A 19,404-nucleotide genomic window follows, 5' to 3' on the forward strand; every position below is an offset into this window, starting at 1 on the left:
TCGCCCTGCACAGGGGGAGAATTGTGGTTAAGCCGCTTGAACAAATACCTGCGCAGGAAAATAATGGCCTTAACACATATCACATATTTCCTGCCAATGTTCGCAGGCTAATTCATTCATCTGTAAGGAAACTCGCATGGTCATCGATATCCGGGAAGTTCGGCCGCATGACAAAGCCGAATGGCTTCAGCTCTGGGAAGGCTATACCCGCTTCTACGGCAGCCCGCAGCCGGAAGAGGTGACCGAATGCACCTGGCAGCGGATGCTGGAGGTGAACTCACCCGTGCTGGGCAGAGTCGCGGTGGTGGATGATACCGTGGTGGGGTTCGCTATCTGCATTCTGCACGAAGGCACCTGGGTCACCACGCCGATCTGCTATCTGGAGGATCTGTTCGTCGATCCTGCCTTCCGCGGACAAGGCATTGCCAGAACGCTGATTAAGTCGCTGCAAACCGAAGGGGCTGAGAAAGGCTGGTCACGTCTGTACTGGCATACTCGCCGTGATAATCCCGCCCGCCACCTGTATGATGAATTCACCCCGGCTGACGATTATGTGCGCTACAGGATCACCCTCGACTCCTGAAGCGATAAGATGTTGTTAAGCTTTTCCCGCTATAACAGGGGAAACAGGCTCAGGAGAAGCAACGATGGAAAAACGTCTCGAAACAGTGGTCAATCTGATAATGTTTCTTTCGCTCTTGGCGACGGCCTGGGATCTGTCACTGGTGCATCATCTCGCCTGGTAGCAACAAAATAGCCTGAATCGCGGCGCCCTGCAGGCGCCGCCTGTCTTATTCACCCGCCATTATGCCGGCGCTGAAACTCCAGTCCTCCAGCTGGTTAAACTGGATCACCACCATCACGTCCTGCGGGCTGACCGCCATCTCATCGGCTAACCGCGCGCACAGCCGACGGTAGAGCCCCTGTTTCTGCGCCCGGCGGCGCGGCTTCCCGGCGAAAATATGAAACAGCACGAAGCGGACGCTGCGCCCGCCGCTGAGATAATGCGGGTCGTAAATGCGCTGTCCGTCGGCGGTCTGCTCGATAAACTGAAATTTGTCCGCCGGCGGCACGTCAAACTCCGCCACCAGGCATTCATGGAATAGCGCCGACAGTTGAGCAAACTCCGCGGGACGCCAGGCCGCGCCAAGCGAAATACGCGTCAGAGGCATGGCGCCTCCTGCGCGTTCAGGCAGGTCAGGGCGCTGGCCGCCGCCGGCCAGCCGGCGTAGAACGCCAGGTGGGTAAACAATTCGACCATCTCCTCCTGGCTCAGGCCATTTTGATAGCCGTAGGCGATATGCCAGGGCAGTTGCTCCGTTTTGCCCAGCGCCGTCAGGGCGGAGAGGGTGATTAAGCTGCGTTCGCGGAGCGACAGCTCGCTGCGCGCCCAGATATCGCCAAACAGCACCGTTTCGGTCAGTTCGGCCAGTTTTGGCGCAATGGCGGCCAGCGTGTGGCGATCGACAGGGGGGGTATGCATAGTGACTCCCGTTACAGGTTGAAGTGGTCGTCACTGTCGCACGCTGAGGAATGTGTTGAATATCGCAATGTTCAGGATAGTTAATCCTGAAAATCAGGATGGTCAGCTGGCCCGCTCTTATTTTTGTGTTGGTTATGTTTTACGACTTGCTCAGGCCAACCGTCAGGCGGCTCTTTTTCGCGCCACGATAAACAGACGCGGGAAGCGCAAAAGCACCATTCCGTTACACTGTAACGGATAGTGGTCGGCCAGCAATGCCAAATAGCGGGTCAGAAAGGCGCTCCTGGCCGGTTCATCGAGGCCCGTCAGATAAGGTCGCAGTCCGGTGCCCTGCAGCCAGTCGACGATCGCCTGATGGGAAGCGAGCGGATGAAAATAGGTGGTGCGCCAGATATCAACTTCACAGCCCTGACGGGTGAGCAGATCGTACCAGGCGTTCGGCGGAAGCAAGGGCTGGCGACCACGGTCCGGTAATCCCAGCTCGCTGGCGACCTGACGCATCAGAGTATGGGAGGGCTCCTGCCAGTTATCCGGCATCTGCACCGCCAGCGTACCGTTCTCCGTCAGCTGGTTAACCAGATGCGGAAACAGCGTCTCATGATCCGCCAGCCACTGCAGCGAGGCGTTGGCATAGATCACGTCTGGCGGTTGCGCAGGCCGCCAGCTGGCGATATCGGCCTCGATAAACTCACAGTCAGGTAAGGCCTGCGTCGCCTGGTCCAGCATGGCCGGGGAGTTATCGATACCGACGATCGCCGCCAGCGGCCAGGCGGCACGCAGCAGGCGGGTACTGTTGCCCGGCCCGCAGCCAAGGTCAACGACGCTCTCGACCTGCAGGTGAGCGATACGGGAAAGCAGGTCAGCCGCCGGGCGGGTGCGCTCAGCGTCAAACTGCAGATACAGCGAAGGGTTCCAGTCGGCCATCGGGCGTTGTCCTGTGTAAGGGAGACAGGGCAAAGCATAGAACGCCCGGGGCCGCCTGTCAGGGGGAAATGATCCACTGCAGCATCTGCCTTGCGTGACAGTGTCACCGATAAAATAACCTCAGCAGGCTATCCCGTGCGTGATGGGCATATTGTCAGGGAGTAAGCGGATTGGGCAGCATCTGCGCCCGCAGCGGGCGCAGTGGCTTATTCGGCGTTCTTGAGCGCTTCGGCGCGGCTGGCGGTGGCGTAAACAAAATCCAGCATCGGCTCGAGATCGGTATCGTAGCCGGCCTGAATAATCTTCCCGCGCAGCCATTCGATTTCACTGGTGATATCGGGAGGGAAAATGTTGTTATCCTGCGCCCGGCGCAGCCATTTCAGTAGAAAGTTGTTCTTTCCTCTGATACCGCCCGACTTTTTCGACTTTCCGTGCATCTTCAGCGCGACCAGGACGCAGTAATAGAAATGAACGCGCTGATTAAAACTTTGGTGCATGTCTGTGTTTCCCGCCAGAATCAGGAATTCACCGTGTGGGTCAGTGATTCGGATTGGACTACGGCGGCGGGCCGGATCGTTGCGCGATCTCTGTTGTTTTCCGCCACCGTCCTTGCATCTGTCGCCAGACGCTGAAGGGGATGTTGGCACGGAAGCCGAATCGTCGTCAATTGCCGATTCGTTTTTTGCCGGTGTCGGCGTTCCGCGAGCCGGGCCTGGCTACGTCCTGACCGCGGCCCGCTGTTGCAGATATACGCGTAAAATCAGCAGGAAAGCGAACACTACGACGATTGCCGCCAGCAGATACAGGGTGGCGAGATCGTAGTACCCGGCGACCCAGCCGGCCAGCGGCCCGGTCAGCCCCAGCGCGAGATCAAGGAACGCCGAGTAGGTGCCAAGGGCGGTCCCCTGGTTTTGCTCTTCCACCTGTTTTACCGCCTCAACCCCCAACGCCGGGAAGACCAGCGAAAAACCCGAGCCGGTGAGAAAGGCGCCGATCCCCGCCACCCAGGCCGACGGCGCCAGCCAGATAAGCAGCAGGCCGAGACATTCGATGACGAAGCAGGCCAGGGATACCGGGACTCCGCCATAGCGAGTGATGGTGTTCCCCAGCACCAGGCGAACACAGATAAAGCCGACGCTGAACAGCGAGAGGGTAAACGCGGCGCCCTGCCAGCTGTGCGCGGCAAAGTAGAGGGTGATAAAGGTGGCAATAACGCCGAAACCGACGGTGCCAAAGGCCAGCCCCAGCCCATAAGGCCAGATTTTGCGCACCACCGCGTGAAAGGGCGCTCTGACGCCGGCGGTCACGCTGACGTCCTGCCGCGTGCGGGCGAACAGCAGGCCGATGGCGGCGACCAGCACCACCACCGTGGCAAAGCCGCTGATGCCGAAATACTGGTTAAGGGTGACCCCCAGCGGCGCGCCGACCGCCATCGCCACATAGGTTGCCACGCCGTTCCAGGAGATCACCCGCGACGTATGGATCGCGCCGACGGTTTTGATCCCCCAGAGCGTGGCGCCGGTGGCGGTAAAGCTTTCGCCGACGCCAAGAAACACCCGGCCCGCCAACAGCGCGGCAATCGCCAGCATCGGCATCGCCTGCAACATTACCGCCAGCAGCGTGAAGGCGCCGCTGAGCAGACAGCAGACGATCCCGAGGCTAACCACTTTTTTCGGGCCCCAGATATCGGTGTAGCGCCCGGCGTGCGGCCGGCTTATCAGCGTCGAGATGTACTGCAGGCTGATCACGATCCCGGCGACAAAGGTGCTGTAGCCCAGCTGATAGTGAATATAACCCGGCAGAACGGCCAGCGGCAGACCAATGGAGAGGTAACAGATACAGGTAAAAACAACGATCGAAATGATGCGCAGATTAAGTTGCGTGGTGCTGACGGAAGTGCTCATAGGGATAAAGGGTTAATACATAGGGATGTTTAGCATAACGCGCCGCGAAGAGGCTGGCGAGTGGCGAGGGCGTTTTATCCGTGATCGATGGCCTCACCGCCGTCATTAACGGTGTTGCCGCGGACGCCGGCTTCGGGGCATGATGACGGTATCTTGCCGCCGCCTTGAGGAGAGAATATGTCCCAGGAATTCGCCGATATTGACGTTATGTTCATTGCGGGCTTCGGCCCTATTACCCAAAGCACCGCGCAAAGCCGTGATTTCTATTGTCAGGCATTGGGATTACCGCTGAAGCCGATGCCGGGTAACGAGGCGTATCTGCTCAGCGAGCAGGATGCCATCGGCGGGGTGAAGCATTTTGCGCTGTGGCCGCTGGCGCAGGCGGCGCAGTCCTGTTTTGGTCAGGAGCAGTGGCCGGAGACGGAGCCGGTGCCGCAGGCGTGGATTGAATTTGAGGTCCGCGACCTTGCCGCGGCGACGGCGCGACTGCAGCAGCAGGGGTACCACCTCCTTGTTGCCGCGCGCGACGAGCCGTGGGGGCAGACCGTCACCCGTCTGCTCAGTCCGGAAGGTCTGCTGGCCGGGCTTACCGTGACGCCGTGGCTGCGGTCGGAACAGGCTTAACGCCCCCGCCGGGCGCGGTGCGGGTCACCTCAGGGAGGTTATTGAGGCTCCTCGTGATGTGAAACGTTTCGCACTTCCCCCCAGGCGCGGTTTTGCAGCACGGTGCGATAGCCGTCGCGGTCGACGAAAGTGACGCCGTTGACCTCCCAGTAGGGGTTGAATGCCGTGACGCGCAGAAACCCGGCGGCGTCCATGGCGCTGCATTGTGCCTTCCAGGCCTCAGGCTGCGGATAGTACAGCACTAGCAGATCTTCATCTCCTGGCGAGGGGGTAACGGGATGGTGGCGGCAGTGGGTGAATTCCAGATGCCAGCTGGCATCCGGCGAACCGATCATCATCCCGCTGAATCCTTCATGATCGGTAAAGCTTCCAAGTTGCTGCAGCCCCAGCCCGGCGCAATACATGCTGGCGGTGCTCTCCAGTTCGCTGACCGGTCTGGCGATGCGCATGTGGCAGAACGACATAATGACTCCCAAAAGGTGTAGGCCGGGTCAGGCGCAGCCGGCACCCGGCAAAAAAGGGCATCATGGCCGCGACCTGGCGCCCGGCGGCGCTGCGCTTGCGCGGGCCTACGGAGCGGAGGATCCCTATAGCCGGCTAAGCGCCGCCATGTAGGCCGGGTCAGGCGTAGCCGCCACCCGGCAAAAAAGCGGCATCATGGCCGCGACCTGGCGAAAACGATTTTGTCGCTCGGATGGATACTGTAGCGGCAAAAGGCCTCTGCGTTTGTCGGTAAGAGCTCAGGTTCGCCTCCGGCGAATGCGTCGCGGTTTCCTCATTTAGCTTAGCCGTTCGCGGCGCTTTGCAACAGGATGCGCCACTCGCTGAGGGCGGAGGTGCTGAACCCCTGGCGCCAGATAAGCTGGGTGGTCGCCTCGCACAGCGGTTCGCTTAAGCTGTTTTCGGGAAGCGTCATCAGCGCCAGCACGCTCTGCGGCAACAGGCAGGCGTAGCGCCCGGAGGCCACGCAGGCCAGCATGCTGTGATAGGAGCTCACCTCATGCACCTCGACGGCCGCCTGTTGTTCCGCCAGCCAGCGCTCTCCCAGCGCCCGATAGCTGCAGCCGCTGGCAAATGCCGCGAACCGCAGCGGGCCAGCGCTCTGCGGACGGACCAGCATCAGGGTTTCCTGAAACACCGGGACAGATCCCAGGCCGGGCGGGCAAGCCGGTTGGCCATCCGTCCCTGGCGGCAGGCAGACCAGCGCGGCATCAAGGGCGGCGGTTAATACCCCCTCGGTTAACTGGCGGGTCGGCCGGGTGCTGAGCGTGACATCCACCTGCGGGCACCGCTGTTGGAAGCGGATGAGCAGCGGCGGCAGACGGCTGGCGGCGGTCGCCTCCATCGCGCCCAGCCGCAGGCTGCCGCCGGGCGTGGTTGGATGCAGACTCTGCTTTGCCTCTTCCGCCAGGCTCAGGATCCGCCGGGCATAGCTGAGAAACTGAACGCCTGCCGGCGACAGCACCATTTTTTTGTTGCCGCGGACGAAGAGTTCCACAGCAAGCTCCTCCTCCAGTTGCTGAATACGGGTGGTGATATTGGACTGGGCGCGGCCAAGCCGTTTTGCTGCCAGAGTGACGCTTTGCGTGTCGGCCACCTGGATAAAAATCTGCAGTGTGCTGTGGTTCATATTTTTATTCTCAATATGATAATGATATTGATCTTATCATCTTTAAAAGAGATGGTAAGCCTCCGGCATCGCTCATGAACGAGGAACCCATGCAAAATTCACTGCTTTCGCTTCTTGATATTGACTACCCCCTGATCCAGGCCCCGATGGCGGGCGTCTCCACCCCCGCGCTGGCTGCCGCGGTGAGTCATGCCGGGGCGCTGGGTTCGCTGGGGCTGGGTGCTTCAACCGTTGCCCAGGCGGAAGCGATGATCGTCGCCACCCGCCAGCTGACGGACCGGCCGTTCAATGTCAATCTGTTTTGCCATGCGCCGCCCCGGCGCGACGCCCGACGGGAGGCGGACTGGGCTGAGACGCTGCGCCCCCATTTTACCCGCTTTGGCAGTATCCCTCCGGCGTCGCTTAGGGAGATATACCAGACGTTTATCGGCCACACCGCCATGCTGGAGCTGCTTCTCGATCTCTCACCCGCGGTGGTGAGCTTCCATTTCGGCCTTCCTGAGCGCGAGGCGATCCAGCGCCTGCGACAGCAGGGGATCGTCACTCTGGCCACGGCGACGTCGCTTAAGGAGGCGCAGGTCATTGAGCAGCAGGGGATTGACGTGGTGGTCGCTCAGGGCTTTGAGGCGGGCGGGCACCGGGGGATCTTCGACCCGCAGGAGCCAGATGCGCAGATGAGCACCTTTACTCTGGTGCAACATCTGCGGCGTCGGCTGACCATCCCGGTGGTCGCCGCCGGGGGCATCATGGACGGCGCGGGGATCGCCAGCGTGATGCAGCTGGGGGCGCAGGGCGCTCAGCTCGGCACGGCGTTTTTACTCTGTCCGGAATCGGCCGCCGACGCCGGCTACCGCGCGGCGATCGCTAACAGCATTGACGGGCGTACGGTACTGACCTCAGCGATATCCGGGCGTCCGGCACGTTGTCTGGCGAATACCTTCTGCGCAGTGGGGGAAGCCTGTCCGGCGAGCGCTGTGCCGGATTATCCGCTGGCATATGATATCGGCAAAGCGCTGGCCGCCGCCGCGAAAGCCCAGGGCGTCCATGAGTATGGCGCGCACTGGGCCGGGCAGGGTGTGGGGTTGATCCGCGAGTGTGACGCCGCCAGTCTGGTCCGCCAGCTGGCGGCAGAGTGCGGCTGGAATTAATGTCTGACGGTTAGCGGCGGTGTGCCAGGCGGCGCACCAGCCGATCGCCGGCCATTTGTACGCCCTGAACCATCGCCACCAGGATCAGCACCGTGCCAAACATCACCTCATTATTGAACCGCTGATAGCCGTAGCGGATGGCGAGGTCGCCGAGTCCGCCGCCGCCGATCACCCCGGCCATCGACGAAAAGCCAATCAGCATCACGATGGTCAGCGTAATCCCGGCCAGCAGCGTCGGCAGGGCTTCCGGCAGCAGAGATTTAAAAATCACGTGCCAGACGTTGCCGCCCATCGACAGAATGGCTTCGATTCTCCCGTAATCCACCTCGTCGAGCGCGTTTTCCGTCAGACGGGCAAAGAATGGAAAGGCGCCGATGGTCACCGGCACGATAGCGGCGGTGCTGCCCAGCGTGGTGCCGACGATCAGGCGGGTAAAAGGGATCAGCGCGATCAGCAGCACGATAAACGGTAACGATCTGCCGATGTTGATCGCCGCCCCCAGCAGCGCGTTCAGTTTCGGCATCGGCGCGAGGCCGTTGGCCCGGGAAATAAATAACAACACACCGGTGGGCAGCCCGATCAGCACGGTAAACAGGGCCGCCAGGCCCACCATATAGAGCGTATCCAGCGTGCCGTCGAGTAATAACGGCCACAAATCTTCCCAGCTCATGCTACTCCGCATAATGGCCTCCCCTGAACGCCGTGACGGGTAAGAAAATCCTGTTCAGCCTGCGGGTCGTGCAGCAGCGACTGACGCAGCCGTGACCACGGGGTCACCAGCAGGTCGGCGAGTTTGCCGCTTTCGACAATTTCGCCCTGTTCCAGCAGCGCCGCGTGGTCACAAATGGTTTTCACCACCTCCAGCTGGTGCGTTATCAGCACAATGGTCAGATTGAGCCGCTGGTTAATATCCGCCAGCAGAGCCAGCACCGAGGCGGTGGTCTCGGGATCCAGCGCGCTGGTCGCCTCATCGCACAGCAGCACCTCCGGTCGGGCGGCCAGCGCCCGGGCGATGCCGACGCGCTGTTTTTGCCCGCCGGAAAGCTGAGACGGGAAGGCGGCGGCCTTGTCGCTGAGATCCACCAGCTCCAGCAGTTCGCGCACCCGCGCTTCGCGAGCGGCCCGCGGCACCCCGGCTATCTCCAGCGGCACCGCGATGTTGTCGGCGACGGTGCGGGCATGCAGCAGATTGAAGTGCTGGAAAATCATCCCGGTACGCAGGCGATAATCCCGCAGCGCCGCCTTGTTCAGCTGTGTAATATCCTGTCCGTTCACCAGAATGCGGCCCGAGGTGGGCCGCTCCAGCAAATTGAGACAGCGGATGAGCGTACTTTTGCCGGCGCCGCTGCGCCCGAGAATGCCGTATATCGCCCCTTTCGGGATCTGTAACGCGATATCGTTCAGCGCCGGTCGGCCGGTTCCGGCGTAGGTTTTGCTCAGCCCTTCGATGGTTATCATGACTGAGGGGCCACCGGGATCACCGAGCCGTTGTAGTTTTTACGGATAAACTCCGCTACCTGCGGCGACGTCAGGTCTTTCGCCAGCGCCTTAATGCGCGGGTCATTGGCCAGGGCTGGGGTGGTCACCAGGATATTGGCGTAGGGGTTATGCTCGGCGCTTTCCAGCCCCAGAGCGTCTTTCGCCGGCACCAACCCGGCTTCGAGGGCGTAGTTACCGTTAATCACCGCCAGGTCGACATCGTCGAGGGAGCGCGGGATCTGCGGCGATTCAATCTCCAGGATCTTCAGGTGTTTCGGGTTCTCGACAATATCCTTCGGCGTCGCCAGAGTGGTGGCCGGGTCGGTAAATTTAGGGTCCAGCTTGATAAGCTTCTGCGCCTGCAGCAGGAACAGCGCACGGCTCAGGTTGGTGGTGTTATTCGGCACCGCCACCGTGGCGTTGTCCGGCAGCGACGAGAAATTTATATGTTTATGCGAGTAGATCCCCAGCGGCTCAATGTGCACGGTGGCCGCGACGGCAAAGGTTTTACCCAGCGCTTTTTCCTGATCCTTCAGGTAGGGAACATGCTGGAAGTAGTTGGCATCCACGTCGCCACTGGCCAGCAGTTCATTGGCGTTGACCCCGCTGGTCAGCTCCACCACCTTCAGATCGAGGCTGGGATCGATTTTTTTGATGTAGTTGAGGATCTCCGCGTGGGGAACCGGGTCCGCGGCGACGCGCAGCGCGGCGGCCTGGGCAGACGTCCATGCCAGAGAAAGAGACAGTGCAACCCCTGCCAGTTTAAAAGCGGCATATTTCATGGTGTGTTCCTTTTTAGTTATGGTTAAACGATCAATTGCTCGGCGCGTTCGCGAAACACGTCCTGATAGTAGCGTTCCGCCACGTCCGGATGGGAACGCAGACGGCCCTTGAGATAATTCCAGCCGACATCGCGCAGCAGCGGATTGAGCGGGTCGCTGTCCGGACCGCGCGCGTCACGCGCCAGCTCGGGCGGCAGGGTATAAACCGGCACCACCGCGTCAAGCTGGGCGCCAAGGAAGAAAGCGATGGAGAGGCGCTGCTGCTGCGCCGGCGGCGACACCACCCGGTGAACGGTAGCGCGCAGATAGCCGTTGGTGGCCAGCTCCAGCAGTTCGCCAATATTGACCACAAAGCTGCCGGCCAGCGGCACAGCGTCGATCCACTGCCCGGGCGCCACCTCAACCTGCAGCCCTTTCTGTTCGTCCTGCAGCAGGAAGCTGAGAAAACCGGAATCTTTATGGGCGCCGACGCCCTGGCTGCTTTGCGTCTCCTGCTGGCCGGGATAGCGGATCAGTTTGATATGCTCGTTGGGTTTGTCGCCATAGAGCCGGTCAAAGGCATTCTCCGGGAGCTGCAGCGCTTCGGCAAAGGCGCGCAGCAGGCGGATCCCCACCTGGGTCATCTGCTGTTGCCAGTGAAGTAATACCGGTTTAAGCGACGGCAGGGCGGCAGGCCACAGATTCGGACCCTGCAGGCGCTGCCAGCGCGGGGCGTCATCGCTGAGGGTCAGCGCCGGACGTTCGGCGCCGATATCAAACTGCTCTCGCCAGTCAGGCTGGCCGCGCGTCAGCTCAGAGGCCGCGCGGTTATAGCCGCGAAAATGGGGGGAGTGGATCATCGCCACCTGCTGTTTTTGCGCCTCATCGAGGGCAAAAAAGCGTTGGGACTGGCGCTGAACTTCATATTGAAGCGCGTCGTCGACACCGTGGTTGATCAGATAAAAGAAGCCGATGTCGCGGGCGGCGTGGCGCAGGTCGGCCAGGAAGGCCGCTTTATCCGCGGGGTCCGCGTAGCGGGCCAGATCGAGAATCGGCAGGGTTGTCGCGTTCATGGTGTTCTCCGAAAACGGGATAATATGTTATGGGTCGATTCAGGTTCAGGGTTCGGGCACAACAGCAGCGCATGGTGATTTCCTCTGTTCGGGGCTGAACACAGCTTGCCTCAGGGCCAGATAATCAACCAATAACGTTATTTTCTAATTTATGTTCGCGCGGGGTTCAGTGCTTTTGCGTTAAATAGATAAAGGCGTAAGGGCGAACTGAAGCCGTTGCGCCTGTCACCGAGAGTCAGTAAGGTGGGCGCACTTTTTTAATGCGGAACGGATGTATCCTCATGCACAGTTCAAAAGATCCCCTGCACGGCGTGACGCTGGAAGCGCTGCTCAATGCCCTGGTCGCGCGCTACGGCTGGGCGGAAATGGCCCGCCAGGTCAACATTAACTGCTTTAAAAGCGATCCCAGCATCAAGTCCAGCCTGAAATTTCTCCGCCGGACGCCGTGGGCGCGTAAAGAGGTGGAGGCGATGTATCTGGCTTCGCTCGACGACGATGCGCCGGCAGAGAAAGCGGATCCATGGGCAAACTGGCAGAAAAAATAACCCTTATCACAGGACATCATTATGCAGAGCTGGAGCAGTAAAGATTTCACCGCCGACCGCGCGTGGGGCGCGCTGGATATCGCCAATTTTTCCGGCACCACCGTGCGCCTGCACTGGACCGATCAACCCTATATCTGGCACATCAACGACGGTCAGGAGGTATTTGCCGTCATGGATGGTCAGGTGGCGATGCATGTGAAAGTCAACGGCGAGGAGCAGGTGATCGTGCTGAACGCCGGCGATATCTTCTACGCCGAGGTGGGATGCGAGCATGTCGCTCATCCCCAGGGGGCGGCGCGTATTCTGGTGATTGAGAAAGAAGGGTCGGTCTGATCCCGCCGGCGGGCCATTCGTTAGTCCGCCGTTTCATCGCCTGTCAGACTCCATATACCGCGTTGATATAAATCACGTATCCAGCTTTCGATATACTTAATTCTTGTTTGCCATTCCCTTCACCCCGGCACTATCTTTTGCCGCAGACGCCTGAACAGGCACAACCGCGGGAGAGATCATGGCAACCTTGCAGTGGGACCACGCAGTACAGTTTGTGAATCAGCCGGAAGCGGCGATTGAAACCTTTGCCGGACAGCAGCTGCGGGCGGTGGCCGGCGGGCGCCATCCGGGGTGGGGAACCCGCAATGCGCTGAGCTATTTTGGCCTGACCTATATCGAATTCCTCGCCATTTCCGACCCGGACGAACTGCGCGCCGCGACGGACAGGTTTTTGCTCTCACGGGATGCCGCGCGGTTGCTGCCGGAGAACGAAGCGCTGTTTCGCGTCGCGCTGCGCAGCGACGACATCGACGCCACCCATGACCACTTGCGGCGCAAGGGGCTGGCGGTGTCACCGATCGTCGATGGCCAGCGCCACGATCCGCAGGGCAATGTCATCCGCTGGCGGATCTTCACCATTGATGGCGACACCGACGGGCTGGTCTATCCTTTTGTGCTGCAGTGGGGAGAAGACGACGAGACCCGGCTGGCGCGGCTGCGCGCCCAGGGGCTGGACGTGCCTCATCCGCTGGGCGACATTGTGCTCGAGCAGGCGGTGTTCGAGGTGGACAATCCGCAGGCGGTGCGCGATCGCTGGCAGGCGCTGCTGGGCTTCCCGCCACAGGGGGAGCAGGGGCTGGACGTGGGCGGCCAGTGGTTTACTATCCGCGAAGGAGCTGCCAACCAGCTGACCGAACTGGTGTTTCGCGTCGCCAACCCGGCGCTTAAGGGGCAACGCTTTCGCGTTGGCAACGGCGTGTATCGCTTTATATAAAGGCTGACTCTAGCGTGCCGTGGCGCGCAGGGCCCCCGGCGGCTGGCCGGTGATGCGTTTGAAAGCCCGGCTGAAGGCCGCCAGCGACTGATACCCGAGGCGGAAGGCCACCTTTTCCAGCGCCTGGCCTTCGTGGGTGATGTACTGCACCGCCAGCCGCATACGCAGCTCGGTCAGATAGCGGGCGGGGGTGGTGCCGGTGGCGGCAAGAAAACGCTCGGCGAAGAGAGAGCGCGACAGCCCCGCCTCCCGCGCCAGATCTTCCACTTTCCAGTTCACGCCCGGACGCTGATGCATGGCGTAGATCGCTTTCGCCAGCCGGGGATCGCGCAGGACCTGCACCCAGCCGGTGGCGTTACCGCACCCGCATGCCACCCAGCCGCGGACAATCAGCGCGGCCACCACGTCCGCCAGCCTGGCGAGGATCCCGGCATAGCCCGCCTGGCGGGTGAGGGATTCCCGCTCCATTGCGGCCAGCAGCGGCTGGATCTCCGGCCAGGTGTGGAGCAGACAACTCACCCGCATCACCTCGGGCATGGCCTTCACCAGCGGCTGCATGCCGCCGAGCTCAAAGTCCATGCAACCGCTGAAAATCACGGCGCGCTCCGGGCAGTCAGGCTGGCCGCCAGCGTTGATGCAACTTACCGTGCTGCACACCGTTTCGCTGTTCAACTGCGCCACATTCACCACCGCGGCCTGCGGATCGGAGAGCAGGGCATGTCCGTCGCCGTTGGGAATAAACAGCGCGTCGCCGCTCTCCAGGGTGAACTGTTCTCCGCTGGCCATGCGCAGCAGCACCGGCCCGCGGCTGATGAAATGGAACTGGGCTTTGCCCGCCACGGCGCTAAAACCGACGCCAAACGGGCGGGAGGTTTCGATGCGCCGGTAATTCACGCCGGAGAGGCGCATACCGCGCAGCAGTTCGCTGGTCAGGTCGATAGTAGGCTGGCTCATGGTAATTCCGGACGAATAATCAATAACTGAAGAGTATGCATCATATATCGTCCAGGGGTAAGCCCCTAAGATGACCAGGATGTTAATAAACCTGGAGAGATGTATATGACTTCCTGCATAGCTGCTGACGCAAGCCTGACCCCCGTCAGGCCTGCCTGGCGTGCCGTCTATGCCCTGGCCCTCGGGGTGTTCGGCCTGATCGTGGCCGAGTTTCTGCCCGCCAGCCTGTTAACGCCGATGGCCAGCAGCCTCGGCGTCAGCGAAGGGATGGCCGGGCAGGCGGTGACCGCCACGGCGCTGGTGGCGTTAGTCACCGGCCTGCTGATCGCCACCGCCACCCGCAATATCGACCGCCGCTGGGTGCTGATGTTTTTTTCCGTGCTGCAGATTGTCTCCAGCCTGATGGTCGCTTTTGCCGGTTCGCTGGCGTTTCTCCTGCTCGGTCGTCTGCTGCTGGGGATCGCCATCGGCGGTTTCTGGGCGATGTCCACCGCCACGGCGATGCGTCTGGTGCCGGCGGCCCATGTGCCGAAGGCGCTGGCGATCATCTTTTCCGCGGTGTCTGTCGCCACAGTGGTGGCCGCGCCGCTCGGCAGCTACCTCGGGGAGCTGATCGGCTGGCGCAACGTGTTTATTCTCTGCGCGATACCCAGTCTGCTGGCGCTGCTCTGGCAGCTGTGGGTGCTGCCCTCCATGCGCCCGGAAAGCGTTGGCACCTTCTCCACGCTGTTCAGGGTGCTGCGCCGTCCCGGTATGCTGGGCGGCATGCTGGCGTCGATCCTCATTTTCAGCGGCCATTTCGCCTTCTTCACCTACCTGCGGCCGTTCCTTGAGACCGTCGCGCAGGCCAGCGTTGAAGGCGTTTCACTGATTTTGCTCGGTTTCGGTATCGCTAACTTTATCGGCACCTCGGTAGCGAGCTATCTGCTGAGCCGCAGCCTGCGTCTGACCCTGGCGCTGGTGCCGCTGATGATGAGCGTCCTGGCGCTGCTGATGGTGACGTTTGGCCATCTGAGCGTGCTCGACGGGCTGCTGGTCGCCCTCTGGGGGTTTGCCTTCGGTCTGGTGCCGGTGGCCTGGTCCACCTGGCTGGCCACCACCGTGCCGGATGAGGCGGAAAGCGCGGGCGGTCTGCTGGTGGCCTCTATTCAGCTGGCCATCAGCGCCGGCGCTGCCGGCGGCGGGGCGGTGTTCGATCTGCACGGCGCCAGCGGCGTCTTCACCGGCAGCGGTGTGCTGCTGTTGACCGCGATGGTCGTGGTCTTCACCGCCGTGCGGGTGAAACCGGTCGCCCGCGCCGACCAGCCGGAGACCGGTCGCTTATCCCGCGAGATCGATAACTAAATTGGCCGACAGGCTGCGGGAGCAGCACAGCGCAATATGCTGCTCCGCTGCCTGTTTTTCCGCCTCCGACTGCACGGTATCCCGGTGGTCGACCGTTCCCTCCCGCACCGGCGTCAGGCAGGCGCCGCAGATCCCCATCTCGCAGGAGAGCGGCACGTCGACGCCATGCTCCTGCAGCACCCGGGCGATGGTTTTGTCCCCCGGTACCGGCCAGCGCTCCCCGGTGGAGGCGAGGGTGATGGTGAAGGTTCCGTCCGCCGCCGAGGCCGCCGTCGGGGCGGGCGGCTGGAACGCTTCGCTGTGCAGTTGCGCCTCCGCCCAGCCGGCCGCCAGCGCGGTGTCGCGCACCTGGTTCATAAACCCTGCCGGCCCGCAGAAATAGACCCGGGTGTCGGCGTCCGGCGCGCCCAGATCCTGCGCCAGCCGCAGGCGCGGACTCTGTCCGTCGGCAGAGCAGTGGATCAGGCAGGTTCCGCCGGTGAGCTGGCTGGCGATCTCGGTGGCGAAGGCGGGCTCCTGCGCGCGGCTGACGTAGTAGTGCAGCGTAAAGCTGGCGCCGGACGCCGCCCGGGCGTGGGCCACCGCCAGCAGCGGCGTAATGCCGATCCCGGCGGCGAGGAGCACCACGTGGCCGCCCCCGCGCAGGGGAAAGTGGTTGCGCGGGGCAGAGATCAGCAAGGGCTGCCCCGGGCGCAGGGTGTCATGAATATAACGGGAGCCGCCTCGCGACTGCGCCTCGCGGGCGACGCAGAGCAGATAGTGATCCCGCCCGGCCGGGCTGCCGGTCAGCGAATACTGACGGATCAGCCCGCAGGGGAGATGGAGGTCGATATGGGCGCCGGGCGTCCACGCCGGCAGCGGTTGCCCATCGGCGCTCATCAGACGAACGGCCAGATTTTTCGCGCCCTGGCGCCACAGACCATCGACCACCACCGGGAGTATGTCGCGCATAAGACCTCCACTCATACCAGAAAGAAATCGCCAAAGCCCATCTTCTTCAGCCCGCGCCGGTAGGCGATAGAGCTGCGGTCTGCCGGAATATGCGCCTCCAGGGTCAGATCCAGCGGCAGCCGCTCCGGGCGCTGGGTCTCAACCATCAGGCGATCCTCCTCAAACACCCGCAGGTTGAACGCATGAACGTCTTCCACCGGCACATGCAGGTCAAAATTGCGGGCGATAGGGGCGAACATCCGCGTCACGCGCGACGACACCGGCGAAGCGGCGTTCATGATCACCAGCTTCGCATCGGCAGGGAAATGGATGGTCAGCGTGGCGGTGAAGGGCAGATGCATTTCAAAGTGACGCAGCCACTGGAACCCTTCCGGCGCGCGGAAATCGGAGCTGGCCGGGTAATTGCCCACCGAGCTCCAGTAGTCGGCAACAAAGCCGAACGGTGTCTCCTGCGGGGTGTAGTCCGGCACCTGCTGATTGTCCGGGTCGGCAAAGGTATCAGTGTGGATCCACGCAAAGTGGGCGACATCGAGAAAGCCTTCGACCTGGCGGCCGGCAAAGCCCTTCACCTCGAAGGCCGGGCAGTTGATTTGCTGAAAGCCGGCGTCGTCCCAGTGCGGCATGGTCGGTAACGGCGGCGGATTGTCCGGATCGCAGGCCAGACAGGTCCAGATCAGCCCGTAGCGCTCCTCCACGGCGAAGCTGGTGAGATGCAGTTTGGCTGGAATGGGTTGCCCCGGACTGGAGGGGATGCGGTTGCAGCGGCCATCCTCGCCAAAGCGCAGGCCATGATAGGGGCAGACGATGCCTTCTTCTTCATGAAACCCCAGGGTCAGCGGGACGCCGCGGTGCGGGCAGACGTCGCGGGCGACCACCACCTGACCTTTAATGCGATAGATAACCAGCTGTTCGTCCAGCAGGGTGGCTTTCACCGGGGCGCCGCCAATATCGCAGGCGCGGGCCACCGGGTGCCAGCAGCGGGCCAGCCGCAGCCAGTCCTCTGGATCAAAAGTGCAATGGGCGGGGGGCGTCGGGATGGTTGTCTTCATGATTTCTCTTCCTGCTCACATCGGTGATTGTTTTATTGTTGTGAGATTATTGTTGTCATATTAGGGTGTTCACATCCATCACCATTAATTCACTCTGCTGTTGCAAAAAAGAGTACAGGGTCGCCATGAGTCCATTTTCCCGTTTCGCCCACTATTTCATCGCCGTGGCCCGCTGCGGCAGCCTGCGCCGGGCCGCCGAGCAGCTGCATATCTCCGCCTCGGCGATTAACCGCCAGATCCTGCAGGCCGAGGAGGCCTTCGGGACACCGCTGTTCGAGCGGCTGCCGGAGGGGCTGCGAATGACCACCGCGGGCGAACTGCTGTATGACAATCTGCTGCGCTGGCAGAAGGAGTTTCGCCAGACCCGGCAGAAATTTGATGAGCTGCAGGGGATGAAGCGCGGGAGCGTCAGCGTCGGTATGGTGCAGGCGCTGGCGGAAGGTGGCTTCGCCGCCGCGCTGGCGGAGATTATCGCCAGCTGGCCGTGGCTGGAGCTGGATCTGCAGGTGGCCGACAGCCACACCGTCAGCCAGAAAGTGCGTCAGGCGGATCTGGACGTCGGTCTGATCCTCGATCCGCAGGGGCAGGCAGGACTCAGCGTGCTGGCCTTTGCCGAACTGGAGGTGGGGATTGTGATGCGCCCGGACCACCCCCTGGCGGGGGCGAGGGCTCTGTCTTTGGGCGAGCTCAGCCTCGAGCGGCACATCGTGCCCGGCGCGCCGCTGATCGTTCATGAGCGGGTGGCGCTTCTCTATCGCCACCATGACTTTGCGCCGGAGAATACCATCAGCTGCAATGATATCCGGCTCATTAAGTCGCTGGTGCTGCGCGGCAGCGGCGTGACGCTCCTCAGCCTGCTCGACGTGCTGGACGAGGTTCAGCGCGGCCAGCTGGCCTTTGTCCCGCTGCGCAGTACGCTGCTGCGGCCGCTGACCCTGGCGCTGTGCACCGCGCCTTCGCGTCAGCTATCGCGTCCTGCGCAGATGGCCATTCAGACGCTGAGCGCGGTGATTGAATCCATGGCGACCGTCAGCCCAGCGGCCCGCTGAGGATGGTATCGCACATGCCGTTGATAATCCGCTCGCCGGTCTCCTCCCGCAGCTCCTGGTACCAGGCTTCGGTGATCTGCATATCCTTTCCGTGGGTGATATCGCAGCGCTTGCGCGCCTTCAGTACCAGATCGCGGACCCGGTCGCAGCGCTGGGCTTCATACTCGCGCAGGGCGGTCGCAATATCGCGGGTCTGGCGGAAAACGGCGCCCAGTACCACCGCATCTTCCATCGCCGCGCATCCCCCCTGGCCAATATCCGGGGTGGTGCTGTGTCCGGCGTCGCCCAGCAGCGCGACGCGACCGCGCACCAGGCGGCTGAATGGTTCGATATCGTGGATTTCAATACGGTTGGTGGTCTGCGGGTCGAGGGTGGCGATCAGCTTCTGCACCGGCGGCGCCCAGCCGGCAAAGTAGCGGCTGAGGTCAGCGCGCAGGGTGTCACGATCCTCCGCCAGACCCGCCGGCAGCGGCACATCAAAGAAAAAGTAGAACCGGCCGGCGGAGACTGGCATCAGCGAGACGCGCTTGCCTTCGCCGACAAAGGTGGTCCACTGATCGCCGGGCGCCAGCGCTTCATCTATTTCCACCAGACCGTTCCAGTTGACGTAGCCGGCGTAGCGGCGCTGCGGGGTAAAGCCGAGCACCCACGGACGCAGCGCGGAATGGCTGCCGTCGGCGGCAATCAGCAGATCGCCGCTGGCGCTGCTGCCGTCGGTAAACCACACCGTCACGCCGTCGGCGTTTTCTTCACAGCGGGTGACGCGTTTGCCGAACTGCACGCTTTCCCGTCCCCAGTAATCCAGCATTTCCCGCTGCAGCTCTGCGCGGGAGACCGGGCAGGGGCGGCTGCCGGTACGTTCGATCAGCGGCGCGAGGCTGAACTGGGTCATGTTCTCGCCGCTGCGGAAATCGCGATACGCCATGCGGCGCAGCGGTCCGCCGAAGGTTTCCATGATATCGCCCATGCCGAGGTGGGCCATGCACTTCACGCCGTTGGGCCACACGGAAATCGCCGCGCCGACCGGTTTGATCTCTTTCACCGCTTCATAGACTTCGCAGTCGATCCCCGACTGTTTAAGCGCCACTGCCGCACTTAAGCCGCCGATGCCGGCGCCAATCACGATTGCTTTCATTTTTTTCTCCTTCTCCCGATGTTGTGACTGACTACAGCAATTTGCGTACCAGTTCGCCGGAGGGAGGAAAACCGCCGGCCTGAG

Annotated in this window: 23 protein-coding genes; 8 read left to right on the forward strand and 15 right to left on the reverse strand. The window is 62.2% G+C overall.

The window, feature by feature from the left end:
- Nucleotides 1-136: 136 nt before the first annotated feature.
- Nucleotides 137-583: a GNAT family N-acetyltransferase gene (locus K5R89_RS03235; RefSeq protein WP_032452801.1), complete on the forward strand. Its 447-nt coding sequence runs from the start codon at nt 137-139 to the stop codon at nt 581-583.
- A 208-nt stretch (nt 584-791) separates the two neighbouring features.
- On the opposite strand, the gene K5R89_RS03240 is transcribed toward K5R89_RS03235, so the two are convergent.
- From K5R89_RS03240 to K5R89_RS03260, 5 genes are all read right to left on the reverse strand, one after another.
- Nucleotides 792-1,172: a tautomerase family protein gene (locus tag K5R89_RS03240; protein ID WP_217259158.1), complete on the reverse strand. Its 381-nt coding sequence runs from the start codon at nt 1,170-1,172 to the stop codon at nt 792-794.
- Entirely contained in the window at nt 1,163-1,483 is a 321-nt protein-coding gene (locus K5R89_RS03245; protein WP_049014008.1) for a carboxymuconolactone decarboxylase family protein, read from the reverse strand. Before K5R89_RS03245 ends, K5R89_RS03240 begins: the two co-directional genes overlap by 10 nt.
- A gap of 162 nt (nt 1,484-1,645) precedes the next feature.
- Nucleotides 1,646-2,407, reverse strand: coding sequence for a trans-aconitate 2-methyltransferase (gene tam, locus K5R89_RS03250; protein WP_217259157.1), 762 nt, complete (start codon nt 2,405-2,407; stop codon nt 1,646-1,648).
- Between the two features lie 206 nt (nt 2,408-2,613).
- Nucleotides 2,614-2,904, reverse strand: coding sequence for a hypothetical protein (locus K5R89_RS03255; RefSeq protein ID WP_008804940.1), 291 nt, complete (start codon nt 2,902-2,904; stop codon nt 2,614-2,616).
- Between the two features lie 219 nt (nt 2,905-3,123).
- Entirely contained in the window at nt 3,124-4,311 is a 1,188-nt protein-coding gene (locus tag K5R89_RS03260; RefSeq protein WP_023289646.1) for an MFS transporter, read from the reverse strand.
- A gap of 177 nt (nt 4,312-4,488) precedes the next feature.
- On the opposite strand from K5R89_RS03260, the gene K5R89_RS03265 reads away from it, so the two are divergent.
- Nucleotides 4,489-4,935: a VOC family protein gene (locus K5R89_RS03265; RefSeq protein ID WP_217259156.1), complete on the forward strand. Its 447-nt coding sequence runs from the start codon at nt 4,489-4,491 to the stop codon at nt 4,933-4,935.
- 38 nt (nt 4,936-4,973) lie between these two features.
- Here K5R89_RS03265 and K5R89_RS03270 read toward each other — a convergent pair whose 3' ends face one another.
- Nucleotides 4,974-5,399 (reverse strand): VOC family protein, encoded by a 426-nt coding sequence (locus K5R89_RS03270; protein WP_032452805.1) that lies wholly within the window; start codon nt 5,397-5,399, stop codon nt 4,974-4,976.
- Between the two features lie 320 nt (nt 5,400-5,719).
- The gene (locus K5R89_RS03275) at nt 5,720-6,565 is read right to left on the reverse strand and encodes a LysR substrate-binding domain-containing protein (RefSeq protein ID WP_104467058.1); all 846 of its coding nucleotides are present in this window, start codon (nt 6,563-6,565) and stop codon (nt 5,720-5,722) included.
- Between the two features lie 74 nt (nt 6,566-6,639).
- Here K5R89_RS03275 and K5R89_RS03280 point away from each other — a divergent pair, with 74 nt between their 5' ends.
- Nucleotides 6,640-7,713, forward strand: a complete 1,074-nt coding sequence (locus K5R89_RS03280) for a nitronate monooxygenase family protein (protein ID WP_135733127.1) — start codon at nt 6,640-6,642, stop codon at nt 7,711-7,713.
- Nucleotides 7,714-7,723: 10 nt separating this feature from the next.
- Here K5R89_RS03280 and K5R89_RS03285 read toward each other — a convergent pair whose 3' ends face one another.
- Genes K5R89_RS03285 through K5R89_RS03300 form a run of 4 tightly spaced genes read right to left on the reverse strand, consistent with a single transcriptional unit; the run spans nt 7,724 to nt 11,026 of the window.
- On the reverse strand, nt 7,724-8,383 hold the full coding sequence (locus K5R89_RS03285) for a methionine ABC transporter permease (RefSeq protein ID WP_072096700.1): 660 nt from the start codon (nt 8,381-8,383) through the stop codon (nt 7,724-7,726).
- Nucleotides 8,380-9,171, reverse strand: coding sequence for a methionine ABC transporter ATP-binding protein (locus K5R89_RS03290; RefSeq protein WP_023289653.1), 792 nt, complete (start codon nt 9,169-9,171; stop codon nt 8,380-8,382). Before K5R89_RS03290 ends, K5R89_RS03285 begins: the two co-directional genes overlap by 4 nt.
- Entirely contained in the window at nt 9,168-9,974 is an 807-nt protein-coding gene (locus K5R89_RS03295; protein WP_217259155.1) for a MetQ/NlpA family ABC transporter substrate-binding protein, read from the reverse strand. Before K5R89_RS03295 ends, K5R89_RS03290 begins: the two co-directional genes overlap by 4 nt.
- A gap of 23 nt (nt 9,975-9,997) precedes the next feature.
- Nucleotides 9,998-11,026, reverse strand: coding sequence for an isopenicillin N synthase family oxygenase (locus K5R89_RS03300; RefSeq protein ID WP_217259154.1), 1,029 nt, complete (start codon nt 11,024-11,026; stop codon nt 9,998-10,000).
- Between the two features lie 281 nt (nt 11,027-11,307).
- On the opposite strand from K5R89_RS03300, the gene K5R89_RS03305 reads away from it, so the two are divergent.
- The 3 genes from K5R89_RS03305 (at nt 11,308) to K5R89_RS03315 (ending at nt 12,838) form a co-directional block, all read left to right on the forward strand.
- Nucleotides 11,308-11,571 (forward strand): VF530 family DNA-binding protein, encoded by a 264-nt coding sequence (locus K5R89_RS03305; protein ID WP_004205937.1) that lies wholly within the window; start codon nt 11,308-11,310, stop codon nt 11,569-11,571.
- A gap of 21 nt (nt 11,572-11,592) precedes the next feature.
- Complete coding sequence (locus K5R89_RS03310; RefSeq protein WP_023289656.1) at nt 11,593-11,904, forward strand: cupin domain-containing protein; 312 nt, start codon at nt 11,593-11,595, stop codon at nt 11,902-11,904.
- A gap of 178 nt (nt 11,905-12,082) precedes the next feature.
- Complete coding sequence (locus K5R89_RS03315; RefSeq protein ID WP_217259153.1) at nt 12,083-12,838, forward strand: VOC family protein; 756 nt, start codon at nt 12,083-12,085, stop codon at nt 12,836-12,838.
- Nucleotides 12,839-12,847: 9 nt separating this feature from the next.
- Here the strand turns inward: K5R89_RS03315 and K5R89_RS03320 are convergent, their stop codons facing one another.
- Nucleotides 12,848-13,792: an AraC family transcriptional regulator gene (locus tag K5R89_RS03320; RefSeq protein ID WP_044522989.1), complete on the reverse strand. Its 945-nt coding sequence runs from the start codon at nt 13,790-13,792 to the stop codon at nt 12,848-12,850.
- A gap of 105 nt (nt 13,793-13,897) precedes the next feature.
- Here K5R89_RS03320 and K5R89_RS03325 point away from each other — a divergent pair, with 105 nt between their 5' ends.
- Nucleotides 13,898-15,136 carry an MFS transporter gene (locus K5R89_RS03325; RefSeq protein WP_137916259.1) on the forward strand — a complete coding sequence of 413 codons (1,239 nt, stop codon included), beginning with the start codon at nt 13,898-13,900 and terminating at the stop codon, nt 15,134-15,136.
- On the opposite strand, the gene hpxE is transcribed toward K5R89_RS03325, so the two are convergent.
- Nucleotides 15,113-16,087: a molybdenum cofactor-independent xanthine hydroxylase subunit HpxE gene (gene hpxE, locus K5R89_RS03330; protein ID WP_221853858.1), complete on the reverse strand. Its 975-nt coding sequence runs from the start codon at nt 16,085-16,087 to the stop codon at nt 15,113-15,115. The genes K5R89_RS03325 and hpxE overlap by 24 nt on opposite strands.
- 11 nt (nt 16,088-16,098) lie before the next feature.
- Nucleotides 16,099-17,136 (reverse strand): molybdenum cofactor-independent xanthine hydroxylase subunit HpxD, encoded by a 1,038-nt coding sequence (gene hpxD / locus K5R89_RS03335; protein ID WP_048297498.1) that lies wholly within the window; start codon nt 17,134-17,136, stop codon nt 16,099-16,101.
- A gap of 125 nt (nt 17,137-17,261) precedes the next feature.
- Between hpxD and hpxR the strand changes: the two genes are divergently transcribed.
- On the forward strand, nt 17,262-18,185 hold the full coding sequence (gene hpxR / locus K5R89_RS03340; RefSeq protein WP_023289662.1) for a LysR family hpxDE operon transcriptional regulator HpxR: 924 nt from the start codon (nt 17,262-17,264) through the stop codon (nt 18,183-18,185).
- On the opposite strand, the gene hpxO is transcribed toward hpxR, so the two are convergent.
- Nucleotides 18,166-19,320 carry an FAD-dependent urate hydroxylase HpxO gene (gene hpxO / locus K5R89_RS03345; protein ID WP_087827596.1) on the reverse strand — a complete coding sequence of 385 codons (1,155 nt, stop codon included), beginning with the start codon at nt 19,318-19,320 and terminating at the stop codon, nt 18,166-18,168. The genes hpxR and hpxO overlap by 20 nt on opposite strands.
- Between the last annotated feature and the right edge of the window lie 84 nt (nt 19,321-19,404).

Origin of the sequence: Klebsiella sp. TF21-TM (assembly GCF_019753495.1) — a bacterium.
Taxonomy (GTDB): domain Bacteria; phylum Pseudomonadota; class Gammaproteobacteria; order Enterobacterales; family Enterobacteriaceae; genus Klebsiella; species Klebsiella quasipneumoniae.

Coding starts and splice junctions, on each gene's coding strand:
- K5R89_RS03235 (WP_032452801.1), top strand. CDS start 137: ATGGTCATCGATATCCGGGAAGTTCGGCCGCATGACAAAGCCGAATGG.
- K5R89_RS03240 (WP_217259158.1), bottom strand. CDS start 1,172: ATGCCTCTGACGCGTATTTCGCTTGGCGCGGCCTGGCGTCCCGCGGAG.
- K5R89_RS03245 (WP_049014008.1), bottom strand. CDS start 1,483: ATGCATACCCCCCCTGTCGATCGCCACACGCTGGCCGCCATTGCGCCA.
- tam (WP_217259157.1), bottom strand. CDS start 2,407: ATGGCCGACTGGAACCCTTCGCTGTATCTGCAGTTTGACGCTGAGCGC.
- K5R89_RS03255 (WP_008804940.1), bottom strand. CDS start 2,904: ATGCACCAAAGTTTTAATCAGCGCGTTCATTTCTATTACTGCGTCCTG.
- K5R89_RS03260 (WP_023289646.1), bottom strand. CDS start 4,311: ATGAGCACTTCCGTCAGCACCACGCAACTTAATCTGCGCATCATTTCG.
- K5R89_RS03265 (WP_217259156.1), top strand. CDS start 4,489: ATGTCCCAGGAATTCGCCGATATTGACGTTATGTTCATTGCGGGCTTC.
- K5R89_RS03270 (WP_032452805.1), bottom strand. CDS start 5,399: ATGTCGTTCTGCCACATGCGCATCGCCAGACCGGTCAGCGAACTGGAG.
- K5R89_RS03275 (WP_104467058.1), bottom strand. CDS start 6,565: ATGAACCACAGCACACTGCAGATTTTTATCCAGGTGGCCGACACGCAA.
- K5R89_RS03280 (WP_135733127.1), top strand. CDS start 6,640: ATGAACGAGGAACCCATGCAAAATTCACTGCTTTCGCTTCTTGATATT.
- K5R89_RS03285 (WP_072096700.1), bottom strand. CDS start 8,383: ATGAGCTGGGAAGATTTGTGGCCGTTATTACTCGACGGCACGCTGGAT.
- K5R89_RS03290 (WP_023289653.1), bottom strand. CDS start 9,171: ATGATAACCATCGAAGGGCTGAGCAAAACCTACGCCGGAACCGGCCGA.
- K5R89_RS03295 (WP_217259155.1), bottom strand. CDS start 9,974: ATGAAATATGCCGCTTTTAAACTGGCAGGGGTTGCACTGTCTCTTTCT.
- K5R89_RS03300 (WP_217259154.1), bottom strand. CDS start 11,026: ATGAACGCGACAACCCTGCCGATTCTCGATCTGGCCCGCTACGCGGAC.
- K5R89_RS03305 (WP_004205937.1), top strand. CDS start 11,308: ATGCACAGTTCAAAAGATCCCCTGCACGGCGTGACGCTGGAAGCGCTG.
- K5R89_RS03310 (WP_023289656.1), top strand. CDS start 11,593: ATGCAGAGCTGGAGCAGTAAAGATTTCACCGCCGACCGCGCGTGGGGC.
- K5R89_RS03315 (WP_217259153.1), top strand. CDS start 12,083: ATGGCAACCTTGCAGTGGGACCACGCAGTACAGTTTGTGAATCAGCCG.
- K5R89_RS03320 (WP_044522989.1), bottom strand. CDS start 13,792: ATGAGCCAGCCTACTATCGACCTGACCAGCGAACTGCTGCGCGGTATG.
- K5R89_RS03325 (WP_137916259.1), top strand. CDS start 13,898: ATGACTTCCTGCATAGCTGCTGACGCAAGCCTGACCCCCGTCAGGCCT.
- hpxE (WP_221853858.1), bottom strand. CDS start 16,087: ATGCGCGACATACTCCCGGTGGTGGTCGATGGTCTGTGGCGCCAGGGC.
- hpxD (WP_048297498.1), bottom strand. CDS start 17,136: ATGAAGACAACCATCCCGACGCCCCCCGCCCATTGCACTTTTGATCCA.
- hpxR (WP_023289662.1), top strand. CDS start 17,262: ATGAGTCCATTTTCCCGTTTCGCCCACTATTTCATCGCCGTGGCCCGC.
- hpxO (WP_087827596.1), bottom strand. CDS start 19,320: ATGAAAGCAATCGTGATTGGCGCCGGCATCGGCGGCTTAAGTGCGGCA.